This window comes from Oceanicoccus sp. KOV_DT_Chl, from assembly GCF_900120175.1.
Lineage (GTDB): Bacteria > Pseudomonadota > Gammaproteobacteria > Pseudomonadales > Dasaniaceae > Oceanicoccus.
The window spans coordinates 1,327,502-1,346,818 of sequence record NZ_FQLF01000002.1; the positions used below are offsets into that span (position 1 = coordinate 1,327,502).

At 42.6% G+C, this 19,317-nt stretch carries 14 protein-coding genes and 1 pseudogene; 5 read left to right on the forward strand and 10 right to left on the reverse strand.

What is annotated here, in order from left to right; genetic code table 11:
* Positions 1–48 precede the first annotated feature (48 nt).
* The 4 genes from UNITIG_RS09985 to UNITIG_RS10000 all read right to left on the reverse strand — a co-directional run bounded on the left by UNITIG_RS09985 (position 49) and on the right by UNITIG_RS10000 (position 5,970).
* Complete coding sequence (locus UNITIG_RS09985) at positions 49–2,862, reverse strand: TrlF family AAA-like ATPase (RefSeq protein ID WP_159931135.1); 2,814 nt, start codon at positions 2,860–2,862, stop codon at positions 49–51.
* A gap of 150 nt (positions 2,863–3,012) precedes the next feature.
* Complete coding sequence (locus UNITIG_RS09990; RefSeq protein ID WP_101758245.1) at positions 3,013–3,750, reverse strand: hypothetical protein; 738 nt, start codon at positions 3,748–3,750, stop codon at positions 3,013–3,015.
* Positions 3,751–4,273: 523 nt separating this feature from the next.
* The gene (locus tag UNITIG_RS09995; protein ID WP_145999150.1) at positions 4,274–5,074 is read right to left on the reverse strand and encodes a hypothetical protein; all 801 of its coding nucleotides are present in this window, start codon (positions 5,072–5,074) and stop codon (positions 4,274–4,276) included.
* Between the two features lie 275 nt (positions 5,075–5,349).
* Positions 5,350–5,970, reverse strand: coding sequence for an HD-GYP domain-containing protein (locus UNITIG_RS10000; RefSeq protein ID WP_101758247.1), 621 nt, complete (start codon positions 5,968–5,970; stop codon positions 5,350–5,352).
* A gap of 123 nt (positions 5,971–6,093) precedes the next feature.
* Between UNITIG_RS10000 and UNITIG_RS10005 the strand changes: the two genes are divergently transcribed.
* A complete protein-coding gene (locus UNITIG_RS10005) occupies positions 6,094–6,486 on the forward strand; it encodes a CBS domain-containing protein (RefSeq protein ID WP_235015343.1) in 393 nt (130 codons plus the stop codon).
* Between the two features lie 680 nt (positions 6,487–7,166).
* On the opposite strand, the gene UNITIG_RS10010 is transcribed toward UNITIG_RS10005, so the two are convergent.
* Complete coding sequence (locus UNITIG_RS10010; RefSeq protein ID WP_101758249.1) at positions 7,167–8,120, reverse strand: AraC family transcriptional regulator; 954 nt, start codon at positions 8,118–8,120, stop codon at positions 7,167–7,169.
* 136 nt (positions 8,121–8,256) lie between these two features.
* Here UNITIG_RS10010 and UNITIG_RS10015 point away from each other — a divergent pair, with 136 nt between their 5' ends.
* Both UNITIG_RS10015 and UNITIG_RS10020 read left to right on the forward strand, forming a co-directional pair.
* The gene (locus UNITIG_RS10015; protein WP_101758250.1) at positions 8,257–9,117 is read left to right on the forward strand and encodes an NmrA family transcriptional regulator; all 861 of its coding nucleotides are present in this window, start codon (positions 8,257–8,259) and stop codon (positions 9,115–9,117) included.
* Positions 9,117–9,545 (forward strand): DUF1772 domain-containing protein, encoded by a 429-nt coding sequence (locus UNITIG_RS10020; protein ID WP_101758251.1) that lies wholly within the window; start codon positions 9,117–9,119, stop codon positions 9,543–9,545. The genes UNITIG_RS10015 and UNITIG_RS10020 overlap by 1 nt, the downstream gene beginning before the upstream one ends.
* A 70-nt stretch (positions 9,546–9,615) precedes the next feature.
* On the opposite strand, the pseudogene UNITIG_RS24245 reads toward UNITIG_RS10020, so the two are convergent.
* From UNITIG_RS24245 to UNITIG_RS10045, 4 genes and pseudogenes are all read right to left on the reverse strand, one after another.
* Positions 9,616–9,914, reverse strand: a pseudogene (locus UNITIG_RS24245) (IS91 family transposase); the annotation flags it as partial.
* Between the two features lie 349 nt (positions 9,915–10,263).
* The gene (locus tag UNITIG_RS10030) at positions 10,264–11,451 is read right to left on the reverse strand and encodes a GGDEF domain-containing protein (RefSeq protein ID WP_101758252.1); all 1,188 of its coding nucleotides are present in this window, start codon (positions 11,449–11,451) and stop codon (positions 10,264–10,266) included.
* A 632-nt stretch (positions 11,452–12,083) separates the two neighbouring features.
* Positions 12,084–12,440 carry an FHA domain-containing protein gene (locus tag UNITIG_RS10040; protein ID WP_101758253.1) on the reverse strand — a complete coding sequence of 119 codons (357 nt, stop codon included), beginning with the start codon at positions 12,438–12,440 and terminating at the stop codon, positions 12,084–12,086.
* A 394-nt stretch (positions 12,441–12,834) separates the two neighbouring features.
* Entirely contained in the window at positions 12,835–14,649 is a 1,815-nt protein-coding gene (locus UNITIG_RS10045) for a sulfatase-like hydrolase/transferase (protein ID WP_101758254.1), read from the reverse strand.
* A gap of 1,119 nt (positions 14,650–15,768) precedes the next feature.
* On the opposite strand from UNITIG_RS10045, the gene UNITIG_RS10055 reads away from it, so the two are divergent.
* The gene (locus UNITIG_RS10055; protein WP_101758256.1) at positions 15,769–16,224 is read left to right on the forward strand and encodes an N-acetyltransferase; all 456 of its coding nucleotides are present in this window, start codon (positions 15,769–15,771) and stop codon (positions 16,222–16,224) included.
* An 88-nt stretch (positions 16,225–16,312) separates the two neighbouring features.
* Positions 16,313–16,921 (forward strand): bifunctional 2-polyprenyl-6-hydroxyphenol methylase/3-demethylubiquinol 3-O-methyltransferase UbiG, encoded by a 609-nt coding sequence (locus UNITIG_RS10060; RefSeq protein WP_101758257.1) that lies wholly within the window; start codon positions 16,313–16,315, stop codon positions 16,919–16,921.
* A gap of 75 nt (positions 16,922–16,996) precedes the next feature.
* On the opposite strand, the gene UNITIG_RS10065 is transcribed toward UNITIG_RS10060, so the two are convergent.
* Positions 16,997–19,210: a molybdopterin-dependent oxidoreductase gene (locus UNITIG_RS10065; RefSeq protein ID WP_101758258.1), complete on the reverse strand. Its 2,214-nt coding sequence runs from the start codon at positions 19,208–19,210 to the stop codon at positions 16,997–16,999.
* Positions 19,211–19,317: the final 107 nt, after the last annotated feature.

Consider the following 19,317-nt stretch of genomic DNA (forward strand, 5'->3'; position numbering starts at 1 on the left):
TTCGTCTGAATAAAAACATTGTCTTTTTCTCTAGCATCTAACATCTTATCAAAATCCGTACTTTTCCTTCCTAAGTTTGAAGGCTCTCTCTCCACCTTCCATGATGGATGTTATTTCGTTTCTAATTTCTTGTTTGTCTATCGACCCTTCGTATTTAATATGGCCTTTCGTTTGCTCGCTCGTTTCGTTGTAGTCACAACAAATGACTAGTTCCGAATCTCCATTTACTACAAGATTTGCATTATGACTACTTATAATAATTTGCCTTTTCTTTTTTGATCCCCACAAATTTTTGATGATCTTTTCAACAGCTCTGTTATCAATATCATCTTCTGGCTGATCAATAATTAAAGGAAATCCATCTTGATTAAGAAGAACATTCAGTAATGCGGTGGCTTGCTGGCCAGCTGATGCCTCTTCAAATGGTATTTCATCACCCATTTCGTTGTTGGTTTGATAGGAAAACTTGGGAAGGAAATCAAGCTTAATAGAAGCAAGCCTTAAAAGACCCTCACTGGCTAACGCCTCTGATATTTTTCTTCTATTTGCAGGGCTGAAACCTGAACTATCCAGAACTGGAGTATGAGGCAACTCATCTTTAACTTCAGGTGCAGAGTTAAATTCGCTCAGTGCTTTTAGTTCATATATTACTTCATACCATTTTTTTAGTGGCGTAGACGAATTGGCCACTAAGTCAGTTAGTTTCTCTGTTCTGGTCTTGTTGATATTTAAGCTATACGCAGAGAAAACTGAATTAATTTCTTCGCACATTTTTTCAACATCAATTGTTTTTGTAAAATCAGCCTTAATTAGACCATCAGATAACCGCGTAAATACATTGGTTGATTCCTTCAGCTTATCGGTTTTTGATATTTGTAGATCGATGTAATTTTTATATAGATCATCAAAACCCTCATCTGTCATATCCACTTCTGATAACAGAGATCTTTTCTGCCTAATTACCAATTCAAGCTTGTCTATTTTTTGCTCTAATTCTTTAATAGCAGTCAAGGTTGATTGGCTAGATGTTGATTTATCCTTTGCTTTCTTGTATTCCAGTTCAAATGCATTTCTGACCGTAAGCCATGTGCCATGTAGCTCCTCGTATCTTAGAGTTGAGTCGGACTGTAACTGCTCTAGCTCTTTAACCTTTATTAGCGCTTCATTAAAGAATTTGTTTCGTGATTCCTTTAAATTTTTCAGCACCTCTGTATTTTCAAATGCTGGAGGGCTATCACTTTCCTTGCCGATATATTTTTCTAGCAGCTCCTTGAAAGGTCGGATGCTTTCTTTGATCGTTGAATACTCAAGTGCAATCTCATCAAAATAATTCTTCTCGTTCACATAAAGCTTTGCCCTGTCTAATATTTTTTTATCATCGTCTGAAATACCTTTCAATCCACCACGAAGTTTTTCTATCTGGGATTTGAAAGATCCAATCTCAATCTCATTTTTCTTCAGATCGGTATAGAGCCCTTTGCTTTTTGCTAGCTTTTGGTAAGCGGATTTAACTCGATCTAAAGCCTCGCCAACCTTTAAATCTATATCCTCGATTTCTTTTGAGATGGGCTGTTCAATAAATCGCTTTAACTCGTCCGATCGAACGGAAATACTGCTTAGTTGTTTCTGACTATAGGCTTGAATGGGTAATAGCTCCTTAATCTGACTTGGTCTGACCGACTCAAATTCACCTTCTCCAATTTTCAGCAGTACATCCTCCGACTTTGGGTTTCTTTTAACTATGTGTCGAGTCCCATTAACTAGGAAGAAAACTCTTACCTCACCATCCACATCTTTGAGAGTTTTGTCTATTAGTGTATTACGTCGCTTTAATATATCGGATTGGACTCCATCTTTTCCAAACCCTTCAGTTTGGTCACATAAAGCCCATCTTAAGTATTCCAATATCGTGGATTTTCCTGTTCCTCTACCTCCAATTATTGAATTAAGTTGTGGGTTTAAGTCCAAATCGAACTTTGACAAAAAAGAGGAGTTAGTGACGTTAATCTTTTCAATGAAAATGTTTGGTAGATCAGGCTCAACCAAACTTATCCTTGACTCTTTCGCGAGACATGCCTGACGCAAAGCCTCTGCCGTTGGCTCACGCCACTTTATCCATGTAGCCGTGTCGAGTTCGGCAAGCGTTTTATCCGCCCTATAGTCAGTTGTTTGTATAACGGCAAGAGATTTAAACCCCCAAGCTTCAACCTCTCCGTTAAGTATCTTGAGGTATCCCTTACCACCACCTTCGAACTTTCCGTCGACATAGCCTCCAACGCTAGGCATTTTGGCATAGGCTTCGTGAAACCCTTCCCTCATCAAAGTCTTGTGGCCGCTTTCCTTTACGTGCGGTAAAAAGATGTATCGACCTTTAACACCGTCAGTTCCATCTAACTTTTTATATATATCGCTAATACTGTTTATGGTATCGCTGGGGATTGCAACTGTTTGGTTGGTCTTTGAATCGGCCCGAGGTGCTTGAGCTAATGAAAGCGATCCAAGAACAGTAGGAAACAACGTTTCCGGGAAATTGGCATCGAGTATTAATAGCCCCTGCATCGGGGGCTGATGAAATGTCAGCTCTATTCCTGGGAAAACCACTAGCTGTTGATGATTGGGAATTAGATTTCCATCTTCGTCCAATTCTGCCTTTGCTGCAGCTTTGATATATTCAAAAAAGACCATGTCATGATGGTCAGTTATAGCTACTGCATTTACTCCAGCCACTCGGCATTCTTTAACGAAGGCTTTTGAGTATGTCTCACGCTCTTCTTCCGTAACACAATTGTTACCTTTCCAATTTCTATCTCTAGGCGAATGAACTTGTAGATCACACTTTTTATAATGATTACCCTGATCCATTTTACTTCCTCTCATCCATCGCTATATTTTGGGGTTATAAAAATTACGATTTCACTTTAAGTGATGTCATGAATTGATTTAGACACATAACGCCGCGCTCTGCGGCAAGTTTGGAGCGCAGCGGAAAACTTGTCCGACAGCAGCGCCTAGTTAAGGGATGATGCTGCTCGAAACACTTTTAAGCTCTTCATTTACAAACTCTACAAATTTATCCCTAGGGCTGGCGAACTCTTCTTCAGAGCATGGCTCTACTAATTTTTGGATATGATATCTAAAAATACCTGTGTTTACCGTATTATGCATACCCATTAAGGCAAGAAGAGAAGATGGGCACTTTGCCTCAAGAAACATATTTTTGTATATAGTGATTTTTTCGTGAGACATGCCTTCATTTATGTTATTTATGAAAGCCTCTAATGCCTTATCACTAGGAGCATCAATAACCTTGATGATTTTATCTCTAAGACCGCAGAGTATAATTATATCTGTGTAGTAATATTTTACTTGAAAACCACTTTCTTCCGTCTCTTCAATTTCGATTAAAATTACCCCACCTTGATATCCAGTTCCTGATGGTGATGACTCAAAGCCTAATTGTTCACAAATATATGGGGCAGGCCTAAGAAGTGTCTTATGAATCGACCATGAATTTGTACTGGTTTTAGCCATTACAGTTTTCAACTGAACTTTCGTTAGTGAGTCTTGATCATCAAAAATGATGTCGAATCCATCTTTATCTACTTCCGGAGTATATATATTTAGAAAGTACTCCCTCTGGGCAGCGGCTAACTTTAGATCGAAAATAAGCTTGTTATTTATTAGTGATTCTTTTGCATGGCTGTTCTTGGGTTCAAAAAGATATTTTTCTAACTTGGTTTTCTCACTCATTACTTGATTACTCTATTCCCTTAACAGTTTATTAATTCGCCATGGGCTATATATCACTTTGGCTCAGTATCTCGGAACTAAAACATTACCACTTAGGATAAATTTTTTTATTCAATATGTTACCAATAGGAGGAAAAACCTGTTGCTGAGATAGTGAGCCTTATCGCTTTATTTTATTTTCCAATTCCTTTCCCTTGATCATAAATCAGTTACTTGTTAAATCAAACACTTAAGGAGAGTTTTCCAGTGATATAAGGCCATAGGCTACTGATCTGGGGTAAAAAGGCTAAAGACGCTTATCACTGCCTACATTGGAGTATGTCTTGAGAAATGGCTGACAAGCTGCTTTGGGTTAGTGGTCAAAGCTACTGGCCCCAGATTTACATTTAGCAGAGGTGCCGGAAAAAGGGGTCGGTGACAAATGATAATTTTTCGTACTACGTTTTGTCACCGACCCCGTTTATTAGTTTATTCCGTTTATTGGAATGAGTATTTTTAAGTTAATTTCCGCCGTCACCCTGCATCAATAACTGTACTCAACTTCCTGGCTGGTCATAATCGCACGCAGGCGATCACTGTCTTCCTTGCCAATCAATTGCTCCATCCGCGGCCAGATATGGTCAACTTCCGGGGATAAATAATTAACCCGAGTCAGAGCATCGCGCAGCGCGCTTCGCTCAGCTTCGCCATCAACCAACCACTCCGAGGGCACCCCACTTTTTATCAACTCAAGGGTACGATCAATATATTGCTCACACGCTTTTTGCAATAACGCAATATTGGAAAAAGGCGTGGTCACCGCCAATGCCCAAGGCTGAAGAATAGACATTTGCAATCGAGGAATAGCCCCCATGCGCGCATCAGTTAAGCTGCGCACTTCATTATTAATATCTTCTAGTGGCAAAAAAACTTGTTGTTGATATTTTAAATTAACTGCGGGATCAACACGGCCCACAACATTCATAAAAAAACCCAAATTCGGTGGGCCATCATGCTTAGGATCAAAGGGGGCATCAACCTCTGGATCATAAAAGACACATTCGGTAACCGCATGGGGAACCAGACTATCGCGTTTGGTAATAATATGCAGCGCGTTCGCCTCCATTCCGACCGGTGCAAAATTAAGCCGAAGGTGAAGCACCTTTAGCACCTCAGGATGATCCGCACCATCGACCACCTGTAGATAACCCAAATCACCAAAGGCAGGGTGAGTATATTTTTTTATCGTTGATTCTTTACTACAACTTAAACCAAGCTGGTTAATTGTTTTCTCAAACAAACCGTCAATATATTCGGCACCAACATTCATTTTTAATGTACTCACAGCTTAACCCTTATTGATTGAAAAGTTTCCAAGACTCGATAACACCAACGTCATTGATAGTATCGCTACTGCCGATTGCTGCCAAGCAGCAGCACCTAATAACTTTACACCAATTCATTTAGTCAGCCCTAGAGAAAATAATTTTTATTTAAAACCTACAATAGCGGCGCATTAAAACGCGCTCATTTGATTCCTTTGGTCCCTTTGATTAAGACTTACAGTAATTTTTTTGCTAAACGGAAGTAATACTATACAAACTAGATTTTCCTAATTTTTTATTCTATATATCTAATCACTCGACCACTGTTTGCATCTATCAGCTGTTGCAGAGCGGCTACAGCATTTTGGTCGTATTGATGCTTATGCGTTTGAGAAAGAATTTCGAGTGCCTTATCCATACCTAGTGCTTTACGGTATGGCCGAGAATTGACTACAGCATCAAAGGTATCGGCAACAGCAAGGATTCTTGCTCCAATACTAATGCTTTCTGCTGATAGGCCATAAGGGTAGCCACTTCCGTCAAGCCTCTCGTGGTGTTGGGCGACCATGTCAGAGATTGGCCAAGGAAATTCAATCCCATGTAGTAGCTCAACCCCTCGTAGCGAATGAGTTTGAATTAGCGAGAATTCTTCTTTGTTTAATCGGCCAGTTTTTGTGAGTAATTCTAATGGAATCACTACTTTGCCAATGTCATGTAAGGTACCTGCAAAGCGAATGCCTTCAACATCAAACATATCAATATCAAGCTCCTGTGCTATCGCCCTTGATATGCCAGACACCGCTCCCTGGTGATCCGCTGTATATGAATCACGAGAACCCATTACTCGAGTTAGAACGGATATAATTTGTAATGCGAATCTATGAGAGTCTACTTCACCTGCTGAATACTTTTTCAAACCAACCTCCCATGTCTACAAAGCTGAATATTGATTATAGTCTAGTAAATATTAGCCACAATGAACTACTCTTAACCTAAATACCATAGCTTATGGGGGTATAAAATGAAGGTAAGTCGCCTGATGTCCAAGACCATTGTTTCGGTAGGAATGGATGACACGCTAAAGGATGTTAAAAATATATTTGATGAACATAAATTTCATCACTTATTAGTGATTGAGAAAAAAAAGCTGTGCGGCATAATATCTGACAGGGATTTATTTAAGGCTATCCCACCTAATATTGATTCTATTAGTGCAACTGCTAAAGACCTGGCTGCGCTTAATAAAAGAGTGCATCAAATTATGACAAGAAATGTTATTTCGCTAAAAGCTGACGCTATGATTAAGGACGCGGTTAATATTTTTAACAACAATGATATTTCCTGTATTCCTATTGTTGATGATTTAGATCAGCCAATAGGTATTCTTTCATGGCGTGATATTATGAAAGCAATGCAAGGTATTGAAAAGTGAGGAGAATGTAGTCGACTTCAGGCAGCTATAGACATACAACAGAGGTTCCTGCCAATAGCGTCCCACTCCACCCAGTTAGATCCTGGCTCGGCGCTTGGCCCACCTCCTTGCAACTCACAGCCTCATGACCTAACGCAAGCTACACCCGACGACATCTGGTTCGGCCATGTGTCGGCTTCGGTTTTCTGAACAGCTCCTCACTCAAAAAACGCTTAATTTTCTTAAACTTTCTTACACCCAAATTGATGTTGCACTGGAGTCATGGCCAAAGCACTCAATATTTAAGGGGGTCGGAAGGAGGTCGGTGACAAATGATAATTGTTCGTACTACATTTTGTCACCGACCCCGTTTATCCGCAACGTGTTGAGCCTAGGGTAGTCAAACGGCGACCAAAACCCTTTAAATTGATGATGAAGCCAAGATCAGAATTAAAGGATGAATTGTACCGAAAAGCGGCTTTGCTTAGTGGCATTCGGGTCAGAGCCCTTTGATTCTTGCATTTAAGGGGTCAGAGCCCTTTGATTAAAGCGGCCCCTCCTAAAGCTTACAAAAACTAACTTGATAGCTGACATTGAGCTGAATTTATATGAATCAACTTCAATGTCGGCTCTATTAAGTAGATTTTATTTGTAAATAGTTGTTTAGAGCTTCCGGCAAGCCTGTTGTCAATAACTATTTTTTATACCCGCCCGGGAGAGACTCCTATCACTCGCTTAAATGCACGAGAAAATGCCGCTTCAGATGTATATCCCAACTCCTCTGCCAAAACGATTAATGGTACGGTCTTTAATTGGAGGCGCTGATGAGCAATTCTCATGCGCCATTCGGTGAGGTAGTACTTCACACTTTTACCTACGAGTTGAGTGAAGCGTGCAGAGAACCCTGAACGCGACATACCGCATTCGTTGGCAAGAGTGTCAACGGTCCAGCGTTGAGAAGGTTTATGGTGAATTGCTCGCAGCGCAATGCCAATGTGCTTATCTCGCAGTGCACCTACCCAGCCTGTGCCCGCTTGAGGTGAGTGTTCCATCCAGTGGCGAATAAGCTGGATCACCAGGATGTCGGCAAGGTGCGTAATGATGGTTTCACCACCCGGCTTGAGAGTACTGGCTTCACAGGCGATAAAGTCCAGTGTACTGCTTAACCAGCTCTCGCAGCTCTCCTCCAATCGATCAACGCATAGCACGGCCGGTAGTTGTTCAATAAGTTGTCTGCCAGCGACCTGATCGAACCCCATAACGCCACAGGTCAGCCGAGTCGTCAGGCCATCACCCTCTATATCCAGTATTTCATAGCGCTCACTGATTTGTCTAAGCCCTGCATCAAAAAGGGGTACCGGAGACAGTTCTGGGTTGCTGCTGATGACATGACCTTTACCATGCGGAATGAGGGCCAGTGATCTTTGCTTTAACAACTGTGCTGGTTGGCCTTCTATCTGAAGCCAGCATTCGCCCTCCGTAATAATGTGGAACATCATTTTGCCGGGTAGAGCGGGCATGGCCAGCGACCAATCCCCGCTCAGGTTCGATTGACAGTACAGGCTGCCGTCCAGCCGGAGTTGGTGCAGGGTTTCACCTAGAGGGTCGTTGGTTTCAGGGAACGGCGGGAGCTTGCCATGTTCATCTCCATCGATAGTAGAAGTCTTTTGGTTAAATCTGGACGAATAATCAATTAATGTGGATATAGAATCATTAAATGACCGGGTTGATTGCAGGATACTAGCTCTGTCGTTGCAAGCGCAACAGTAAATTCTATTGAGGAGTTATCCTATGAAATCACAAACAACATTGATTATCGGTAAGCATGCTAAAACCGGAAGCCGCGTTGAGGCTTTACTGCAAAAGGCGGGCATAACCACACGCGCAGTATCCCGTTCTACTGAACCGGCTTTTGACTGGCAGAAACCTGAAGAGTGGCCATTGGTTATGCAGGGTTGTCAGTCTGCCTACGTTACCTTCCAGCCAGATCTCGCAATCCCGGCTGCACAGGGCTTAATCGCCGAGTTTATCCGCCAGGCCAAAGTAGCTGGGATTAGGCATATCGTGCTGTTGTCCGGACGTGGCGAGGAAGGTGCACAACGGGCTGAAAAGCTATTGATTAATAGCGGGCTTCATTGGAATGTCGTGAGGGCAAGCTGGTTTGCGCAAAACTTCAGTGAGGGATTTCTGGTTGAAGGTATCCTGCAAGGCCAACTGGCATTGCCCGCCGGTGAAGTTCCGGAACCCTTTGTAGATGCAGACGATATAGCCGAAGTAGCCTTCGCCTGCTTAACCCAACCCGAGCTGGCTAATCAGCTGTTTGAGGTTACTGGCCCGGAGTTACTGACCTTTCGGGATTGTGCAGCAATAATCAGCCAGGTCATCAAGCGACCAGTTGCACTTAAACCCATTACCACTGAGTATTTTCTGGAAGGTTTACAGGCCCAAGGTTTACCGGCGGAGATGTTGTGGCTAATGAACGAGTTATTTGACGTCGTGATGGACGGCCGCAATAGTTATATCTCACAAGATGTCGATAAAGCTCTGGGTAGACCAGCCACGAGCTTCCAGCAGTATGTTGCAAAAACCGAGGCAACTGGGGTATGGACCCTGACTGATGATAGTCCTGGCATACTGAAGGAGGCGAGCTAATGATTAGCTGGATTGAGCCAGCACTGTTGCTAGCAGTTTTGAGTACCGGCCTTATGGCTGGTATTTACTTCACCTTTTCGGTGTTTGTGATGAGGGCGCTGAAACGATTGCCAGTTGATGTGGCCATTGCTTGCATGAACTCTATCAATACAGTCATCGTTAAATCCGCTTTTCTGCCCCTGTTCTTCGGTTCCGGTCTACTCGTGCTGCTGTTGATAATAGTCAATGATGGTGGATTGGCATCTGTATGGATAATCAGCGCCAGTGTGATTTACCTGTTGGGTATGCTGGGTTGTACGGTGGTATTCAATGTACCTTTAAATAACCGTTTGCAATCAGTCAATGCTGAAAATAAGGCACTCATCTGGGGCATTATCTTGTTTACTGGACGCGCTGGAATCATCTGCGAACTATCAGCTGTCTGGTAGCCTGTACTTTTTATCTCCTTGCGATCTTTTACTACCAATAGCCCCATTTAAGGGGTCAGAGCCCTTTGATTAGATGCTTGAGAATGTGCGCAATCGACGTCGGCTCTTTCTTGCTGGCGATGGCTCTGACTTGGCTACCGCAGCGCTCGCAGACCTCAATATCGATAGTGAACACTCGCTTGAGGCGCTGCATCCAAGTCATGGCGCGGTGTCGCTCTGCCGGGTTCTTATCAAGCTAATCCGTACCATCGGGTTTCAGGTTTGTTGTTATTTACCACGCTTGGCGGGCGTGACCTGAATGCGGTGCTTGCTGTTTGGCGCAAAAACTCCATGAATATTGTCATATTTAAGGGGGTCGGTGACCAATGATAATTGTTCGTACTACGTTTTGTCACCGACCCCGTTTATTGGACCCCGCTTATTGCCGGCAGGCATCTTTTAGCTTGTTGAGAAAGAAGCGGTAATCGTCTTCTGAGTTGAAGATAGCTTGCCTGCTGTTACCCCTTAGGACAACGTGCTGAGGGTGCCCCGGTAAAACAAAGCGAGGGAGTCTCGTGCCATCGGAAATCCTTTTCCATAGGTTCGAGTTTATGATGGCTGCGATGTTAATGTTTTTGAAGGCGAGACTTAACGGTTGGCGCTATGAATTCGAGTCTGGCCCCAGTTGTTCCGTAATGTCTTTCATTATCGGCGTAAATATCGATTTTCAGGAAAATAGTCACCTTTTCTCATTTTTAGCTTGGTACATTGCTGTATCGGCACTACGGAGGATGTCATCTAAATTTTTGCCGTCGGTAGGCGCAATGGCCAAGCCGATACTGCCGCTAGGTATCAAGTCAATCCCGTCTATCGTAAGCGGTTCGTTCAAGGAGTGTTTAATTTTTTCGGCCACATAATCGATGCTTTCAATCTCGGCCACGCCAAACAATATGACTGCAAATTCATCGCCACCTAATCTGGCAGCAGTATCGGATGAGCGAATCGAGGTGCGGATTCTTTCGGCGACAGCTTGCAATAGTTTATCGCCAATATGGTGGCCGTGAAGGTCGTTTATCGGTTTAAATTTATCGAGATCAATATAAAGTATTCCTGCTTTGCAGTTTTCCTCGAGGGCGTGATCTAGGGCAATGGTCGCTCGCTTGTGAAATAGGGTTCTGTTTGCCAATCCGGTTAAAGGGTCATGTAAAGATTCGTGTTTGAATCGTTCACGCTCTTGCTCTAAGAATATATTCAGTGAGGAGTAATTATCTTGAAAAATATACAAACATAGAGTTAACAGACCAATGGCCGAAAGCCAGCCGGAAATACGTAATTGCGCCAAGGTTTGGTTATCGAACAAGACAGGAAAATTAAGTTGCAGCGGTTCGATAAAGTATAGTGCTACAAAATACAAAGCGGTAATGACCGACCAAGCCAAGCCGTATTTTTTTCCACAGATAAGAAGTGTCCATGTAGGAATGAAAATCATTGCTGCTAAATTAGGCGAAGTCCAGTTAAATCCCATGAGCATATTAGAAACACCAATATTTAAGAAAGAACATATGGTGTAAAAGTGCCCAAGAAACAGTGTGGAAAGATTGAAAATTTTAAAAATAAACGCGCCCATTATCAGGGCAATCATGAGTGCTATATAAATCCATGCCCCCATCATACCTAACGACGGGCTAATGGCAATTGAATACCAATAGATCGCAGCAATAATCGATATTAAACCCGTAACACCATAAATACTGAGAATTAAAATAGAGCGGGTATATTCATTATCGGAACGTAGTTGGTCTTTCTTTTTGTGAGAATAAGACTGCTTGATGTATTCAGGCAGGAACCATTCTAATAACTGGCTGACAGGGTTAACTTTAACTGTTAGCGCTAGATCGTCGTCTGCTGTTTTATTTTTTATTATCATAGTTGTCGAATCTGTATTTTCAGGGGCTAATCACGATCACTGGCATGTATGCCTTTGTCATCTCAAAATCAAGTAGTGATGGGTTATATTCTTTCAGGAACTGATCTATGGTTGTACTTCTTCTTGAGCCATAGCTCATAACACCCTGTTAATATAGTAGTTCAGATTTGGCACATGTCAGCTTGTGCCGGTTAAGTCTGCCAGATTCACGGAGTGTAGCTGTGTATAGTGTCTGGTATCAAGTTAGATGATTTTTTGGGTTTAGCTTAAGTCAAGAGTAATTTATCAAAGATATAATTGCTAATTGGAATGGCCGATGTTGCAGCGGGAGACAGCGCATTGCAAACATGCAAGCTTCTCGGGCATTGCGCAAACAGAAAGTCATGTACTAGCGAACCATCTTTCATAAACGCTTGTGCGAGAATACCTGCTTGATAAGGCAACAAATCATTAACGGTTAATCGGGGCAGTATTTTTTACTTGTTTTCATTTAAGGGGTCAGAGCCCTTTGATTCTTGAACCCTATCATTCGTGGGCATTCATTTAGGTCTCGCCCCAAAAAAAACTGCAACACTGATATTATAAAATCTGGAAATTCGGCAAGTTTTCAGCAGCAGAAAAAGCCGGGGAATTCATGCTCGCGTGAAATAAAGGCCTGGTATCCAACTCTTACGAATTTTAGCCGTTTTCTCCAATGTATCAGGTAATTTCTCTACGAATTCCAGATCATGAGTTCCCATCATTAAGTAATCACCATTAACTAATAGACGAGAAGATATTTTTTCTCCTTTATAAAGCAAGCCATTAGTACTATTTAAATCCTTAACCTGACAACCAGACTCACAAAGCTCAAATAGTGCATGCTCGGCACTGAGGGTCACATCATCAATCTGAATATCATTATCATCACCACGACCAATGGATAATTTATTCTCAAGAATAAAATGGCTGATTGGTTCGCCATTAAAGTGATGAATAATGTAAGGCATAGCTCCTCCGTATAACCGCTAACATAAAAAATTCCTGAGCAGTCTAGTAGATTCCAAACTAAAATACTGAGAACGCCTTAACACCCCCGAAGAAAGCCTTACGTTTCCAATATTAAGGGGTCAAAGCCCTTTGATTCAACTTTCTTACACCCAAATTGATCTTGCGTTGGACTCATAGCCAAAGCACTCACTCCGTTCGCGGGCCACGGTGTAATCGGCAGGTCCGCAGTTCAAGCACCCAAAGCACTCTCTTCAGTCATGGGGTAGGTTCTCTGGTAAGGCCCACCATTTTTCTGATCCATTAGCTTATAAAAGTTGGAGCGTCATACTTCTTAGGTGGCATGGGCGAACGAGTCAGCAAGCCTAAACAGACACAAAAAAGACCCAAGGTTATCTATAGATAAAACCGACCTAATGTTTGCAAAAAATCTTTTAGTTTGATGCTGGCTTGCGCCGGGAGCTTGTTAAGAAATTGATCATCTTTAGTTGATATTCGATCTCCATGTTTTCGTCCTTTAGATGAAAGTACCAATTTGTAGTCTGAGGTAATAATAGCATTGCCATGCCAGTCACTGATAATGACATAGTCTCGGTCGAAATTATCCGCAAAAAGATTTGATCCGTGGCTGTATGTTTCGCCATTTTTCGTAATTCCTACAGTTTTTAGTATTGTAGCAGGCAAATCTAAATGGCTGCTGATACCGGTATACTTTTGTGGTTTTTTGTCGGGGCTATATATAATTAACGGTACTCGCGTTTGCTGTTCTGAAAATGTTGAGTTGTGGCCCCAGTATCCATTTTCCATAAATTCTTCGCCATGATCACCTGTGATCAAAACAATGGTATTTTCTAGCAATTTTGATTTTTCAAGATAATCGAAAATTCGAGTAAATTGTGAGTCAAGATAATGGGCTGAGTTCACATACCTTGCTTTAATGCCGCTAATTTCTTTAGTAAAATTAGTGGTAAGGTAGTCCATATCCTTACTATAGTCAGATCGCACAGTATTGGTTTCTGGAAAAGAATAGTTGGCATGACTAGATTCAAAAAACATAAATGAAAAAAATGGTTTATTGTTAATTGTTGCATCTTTTATCGAGGAAATTAGTCGTGTTACATTCCGTTCGTCTCGCTTCCATGGCTGCCCTTTGTTGTCTTCGTGCATCTCAGATTTTGAAAATTCTGAAAATACCGTTCGGTCAAATTCAGGATAGGAAAATGCGGCACTTGTGTATGCCATCATTTGGTAATTGTTTTTTCGCAGTGTGTGCAATAATAATGGTGGCGTCCTGGTTTTAAGAAAATCAAACCAGTACGACCCATATATGCCATAGAACATTCCAAACATGCCCATGCGGGTTCCATTGCCACTACTATAATGCTGTAGGAAGTGCTGGCTTCTATCGGCAAATGCATACGTATTGGGCATGATTTCAGCACTTAACATATCCCAACGCAAAGATTCACTGACTAGCCAAACAACATTGTAGGGACGAGTAATATGAAGCTCATTTTTTGACGTTTGGTAGTTTAACTTGCCACCGAGATCGACAGTATATTCCCTAACCTCTCGATTTCTGGCTAAACCTAGTTTTTTAAGCATACCCTTGGATGTCATGGGGATATACCACACGACTTTTTCAGCAATAAGTAATTCCGGAGTCCAGCTACGATAATCAGCTAGTGCATAAGTCCCACTTTGAAATAGCCATGTTACGAATAAAATTGAAATGGTGGTTTTACGACCCAATTTTTGGAAAAGTCGCTCTGAAGGCAGCCATCGATTAATAGTAAAAACTACAGTGAAAAAAACCATTATGCTGAGTGTTAGAGTTATCCATGTTGATGACGTTATATCCAAGGCTTCTATGCCGCCAGCAGTAGTTACGATGTTGAAAACAAAATCGTTAAAGAAAAATCCATAAAGGTCATACAACCGATAATTTCCCAATAGTAGCAAGATGCTTAGGCAGCTGGCGATTGCGAGTATCGTCTCACGGTGCAAGGTTTTTCCACGCACATATCGACACAGTATCGCAATGGGCAAACCTAATAATCCTCCTTGGGTAATTGCCAAAGAAGCAGCAAATAATAGTTCAACGGAGGTTTTAGTTAAGGGTAATAACTCTATAAAAATATAGAGGGATTGAATGATCCAGATTAAAAAAAAATGACGGTATTGATGATTGGCAGGTGTGAAAGGATACATGTTATTTGATCCGCGACAATATTACAGTCTATTACTCTTAATAAGAGTAACCATTATCAAGATCAAAGCTTAAGGAAGACTTAAGGGGTTGATTTAAGGGGTCAGAGCCCTTTGATTCAACTTTCTTACACCCAAATTGATGTTGCGCTGGACTCATAGCCAAAGCACTCATTCCGTTCGCGGGCCACGGTGTAATCGCCCCCTCCCCCCGGAAACACTTTCTTCGGTCATGGAGCAGGCTCTCTGGGAAAGCCTACCATTTTTCTATCCACAATCGTGACGCACAACGTTCACATAAGAAAAATTATGCAAAGTGGTTTTGAATGCTTTATTATCAATTAAATAAATAAGAAATGGGCTATTTATCGCCTGACATTTGAATAATAAGGTTAGCGCTTTTCTACAACGTCGTTATGAATCCTATGAATAAATTTATACTTGAAGTTACCATTAAAAATATCCTGGTAGTGATATTCTTTTTCACGGTGCTAGTGCCCTTAATGAAGAATGATCTCTCATCCATGTCTATCGAGGATAAAGATATTGTTTTGTCTATGCTTGGCTTTCTTATGGCGGGCGCTATAGTCGCTGCTTTTGAACTGTCATATTCAAGGACGGACTTGAACTCGCCCATTCAAAGGTGGCTAGCTCATGGAACCAAGTTTGTTTTATTTTCTGGGATTGGGTGTCTAATTTATATTGCCATGTGGACTGTTGATTTGGGAGGACCAACAACATTGTGGGCTATTGGTTTCCCATCTATGTGCGTATACACTGCACTATTTCTACACGACTTTTGGGATGCACTATCAACGTAATACTTATAACAAATCAATAAAAAAACTTCGGCTATACCTCCATACTATTTGAGCCAACCGGGTTTACTAAAACGTTAGTGTAGATATTAAGCTGTCCCAAATAGCCACTCAGGGAGAAATATTGCTACCAACGATTCGATAGTAATATTTGGTGTTGTATTTTATGAGGACTATTTCAAGAAAGCGGAACAACACTTTGTGAAATAGGCATTTAACAAGCAGCACAATAGGGACTATTTTCCTGCTGCGGGTAAAAATTACCCTCTTCATTGTTTGTTAACCATCAACCGTACCTTAATAGATGAATGATTTAATTGTAACAATCGCAGAAGAATACGATGCCGATAATGTCGCGGTAATGTTTGACCTCTACAGGCAGTTTTATGAGCAAGAGACAGATATTGTTTTGGCCAAAGAATTTATTAAACATCGAATTGAGCGGAAAGAATCGGTAATTTTCATAGCAAAAGATCGCGATATGCCTATGGGTTTTTGTCAGCTGTACCCTTCTTTTTGCTCAGTGACTGCGGCTCCTATTTATATTCTTTACGATCTATACGTCAAGTCCGAGCACCGTAAGCATGGTGTCGCAAAAAAATTACTGCTGGCTGCTGAAGAGCATGCCCAAGAATCTGGCATGAAACGACTGGAACTATCTACTGCTAAAATTAACTACTCCGCACAAAGGCTATACGAATCTTTGGGCTGGGTTAAGGACGAAGATTTTTTCTATTACACTAGAGATATCAACGGTTAACAACGCTATAAAAAATAGTAACGGCCAAACATCAGTTTTCACTAAACGCGCTAACGCGCGCTTTTTATAACGGCACCAGGTTTTAATTATGTCCAGCGAAGAAATCGCCAAGTATTTTGATGCAACTGAGTTTCGCGAAATACGCGAAGATTTAGTATTTGCCGCAAGCATGGTCAGCGAACCCAAAGTTGCTATCGATTGTGGTTGTGGTGCCGGGGCTGATATTGACTACTTAGCACGTAATGGATTCACCGTTTATGGGTTCGATGTCGAGCAAGAGTCAATATCAAGGTGTCAATCCCGTTTTGACGGCATTGGTAATGTGATTTTATCCAAATCATCATTTATTGACTTCGACTACCCTCAAGCATCGCTGGTAGTCGCAGACGCAAGTTTATTTTTTTGCCCCAACTCTGAATTTGAACACGTTTGGTCAAATATATATCAGTGCTTACTCCCAAAGGGAATTTTTTGTGGCTCGTTCCTTGGCAAAGAAGATACTATGGCCGTATCAGGAAATAACCCAAGTGTGTTCTGGCCAGAAGTAACCGCCCTGGAAGAGTCTGAAGTTGTAGCGCTTTTTAAAAACTTTGAGGTTCTTCGTTTTAAAACGCATAAATCTACAGGTAAAACACCTCAAGGCATCACCCATAATTGGCATATATATCAAGTTGTTGCACAAAAAGCCAACAACTAAAATACGGACCGTAGTGGCTTATTACTCCGATTAGACGCGCGAAAGAATTCATTAAGCAAAACCCGTAGTAACTTATCAACCATGATAAGGACTAATCGCTACTGGAATATTACCCATGCGCGGCATGCCACTGATCGGATCAAAATCCTCATCCGTTAACGCCAGTCGGCCAGTGTTGGAACCCAGCTCTTTATATAAATGATCCTCCTCAACCAAACCACCAAAAGCATGGGCAATGGCTACTACGCCACGGCGCAGTGAATCATCCGCCTCTACTACCGCAAGAATATAATCATGGGGCGTACTGATACGTACCGAATCACCGTTGCCCACATTCAGCGCTGTCATATCATCCGAGTGAATCCAGATCGGGTTCCAGTTATTTTCTCCTGTCAGTTTGCTGATGGATCGACCTGAAGAATTCATAAAATTATTGTGGCGCCGGGGAATATAGCGGAAAGGGTAATCCGGCGTGTTATGCATAGCCTGATAATCCTGAGCAAATACTTCAGCCAGCTGCGACATCATAAAAGCGTTAGCACAATCCAACTTCGCTTCACAGTCAAAATCTTTTTCCGCTACCCGCACATCGCTGTCAAATATATGGCCGTGGGGGTACTTTTTAACCTCTTCCAAAGGGATGCGGGAATGCGCACAGATTGATGCATACAGATCTTCCATGGTCGGCTTTTGTTCGGTACTGAGCGGCATAATTTCAAAGCTTGCTTCCTGATATTTTGAAAAACCAAAAGCGGCAACGAACACCAACTCAAGTCCCAGATGATTGGCCATTTGATAAAAGAATTCCCACTCTTCTACTAAATCCGAACCATGGGGTACATCAGCTACCCGGGGAGAATACTGCGCGTAAGCATTGGGAAACCCGATCCCTGTGCCAAAATATTTAATCGCCTCGCCACTCTGACTCATACCCGGAGTTTCCAGGGTTTGCTTGCAGGCGATAACGTAATCAGCAAGTCGCGCAGTGGTAGACATTTCTACATCGAACGTCACCAATAGCTCCAACGCTTCCATTGCTCGCTGGGTCTTGCGCTGGTCCGGCCAGGCTGCCATTGGATTACCGCCAATACAAATCAGCGCTTTTACTTGCCCCTCCCCCGTCAATAAAATCTCGTCAGCCAGCGCTGCGGTAGGCAAACCGGCGGCGGTGTCGGTAAGGCCGCGCACTCGTAATTTTTCGCCATAGCCCCACGCTTTAAAGGGCGCTAAAGCCTGCGCTTTCGGTGTATAGGCGGGCAACATGGCATTAGGGCGAGTGACCCGCTCTCCAGCTCTGGTATAAGCACCACAAACTGTATTTAGACAGGCCAGCAAATAATCCTTCAGATTGCAGTACATGGAAAAACTGGCGCCGGTTCCACTATTGGCATGACGAATTTTTGCGCCGGCAAATACCCTTGCCGCTTGCTGTAATTGCTGGGCGGGAATGCCCGCACGATCAGCCACATATTCTGGAGTAAAGGACGCGACATGCTCAGCCAATTGTTCAAAACCGGTGACATTATCTGCGACAAAATCGGCATCAAACAATTGCTCCTGAATAATCACATTGAGCATACCGGCGAGAATGGCGTGATCTTCACCGGGCCGGCATTGCAGATGGAAAGTGGCTTTACGCGCTGAATCCGACACGCGCGGGTCGATCACGATAAGCTGCATGCCCCGCGCTTGTGCTTCTTTCAATTTTTGCGCCGGGTTTTGGCCGGGTATGCCTGCAGACTTAGAAATAATCGGGTTACTTCCCACCAACAACCAGGCATCGGCTTGCTCAAAATCTGGTTCACCACCCAACCACTTGCCGTGCAACGCCGTGGAGATCTGCTTACCCGGCTGATCTATGGTGTTAGAGGTAAAAAACATGCGCGAACCAATCGCCCGCATAAACGCATTACCCACCCCCGCCGCAGTGGGTTGACCCGCATTGGGCGTACCCACATAAAAGGCCACGGATCGAGGTCCATACTGATCAACAATAGTCTTAATGCGCTCGGCAATTTCTACCACCGCTTGTTCACTCTTGATAGCCTGATGCGAACCGTCTGGTTGTTTTTTCAGTGAGGTTAATAAACGCCCTTGATGATTATGCAACTCCGGCAACGCTCGTCCCTTTGGGCAGGTATAGCCTTTAAATAAGGGGTTTTCTGGATCGCCGGTCACTTTAGTCACTTTGCGACGACCGGCATCATCTTCCACCGTGGCCAGCACCCCGCAGTTAGCAATACACAATCGGCAGATAGTTGGCACTATTGTGGCTGTTGTTGCAGTCATTGCGTAGACTCCCCCAGCGAGAGCTGAATGGTTTAACTGATTATTATTGTTGCAATGTAGTTTTGTTGCGCTATAAATGCTGCACTGATCATTTCAAAGCTCAAGAG

Coding starts and splice junctions, on each gene's coding strand:
- UNITIG_RS09985 (WP_159931135.1), bottom strand. CDS start 2,862: ATGGATCAGGGTAATCATTATAAAAAGTGTGATCTACAAGTTCATTCG.
- UNITIG_RS09990 (WP_101758245.1), bottom strand. CDS start 3,750: ATGAGTGAGAAAACCAAGTTAGAAAAATATCTTTTTGAACCCAAGAAC.
- UNITIG_RS10005 (WP_235015343.1), top strand. CDS start 6,094: ATGTCCAAGACCATTGTTTCGGTAGGAATGGATGACACGCTAAAGGAT.
- UNITIG_RS10015 (WP_101758250.1), top strand. CDS start 8,257: ATGAAATCACAAACAACATTGATTATCGGTAAGCATGCTAAAACCGGA.
- UNITIG_RS10020 (WP_101758251.1), top strand. CDS start 9,117: ATGATTAGCTGGATTGAGCCAGCACTGTTGCTAGCAGTTTTGAGTACC.
- UNITIG_RS10030 (WP_101758252.1), bottom strand. CDS start 11,451: ATGATAATAAAAAATAAAACAGCAGACGACGATCTAGCGCTAACAGTT.
- UNITIG_RS10040 (WP_101758253.1), bottom strand. CDS start 12,440: ATGCCTTACATTATTCATCACTTTAATGGCGAACCAATCAGCCATTTT.
- UNITIG_RS10045 (WP_101758254.1), bottom strand. CDS start 14,649: ATGTATCCTTTCACACCTGCCAATCATCAATACCGTCATTTTTTTTTA.
- UNITIG_RS10055 (WP_101758256.1), top strand. CDS start 15,769: ATGAATGATTTAATTGTAACAATCGCAGAAGAATACGATGCCGATAAT.
- UNITIG_RS10060 (WP_101758257.1), top strand. CDS start 16,313: ATGTCCAGCGAAGAAATCGCCAAGTATTTTGATGCAACTGAGTTTCGC.
- UNITIG_RS10065 (WP_101758258.1), bottom strand. CDS start 19,210: ATGACTGCAACAACAGCCACAATAGTGCCAACTATCTGCCGATTGTGT.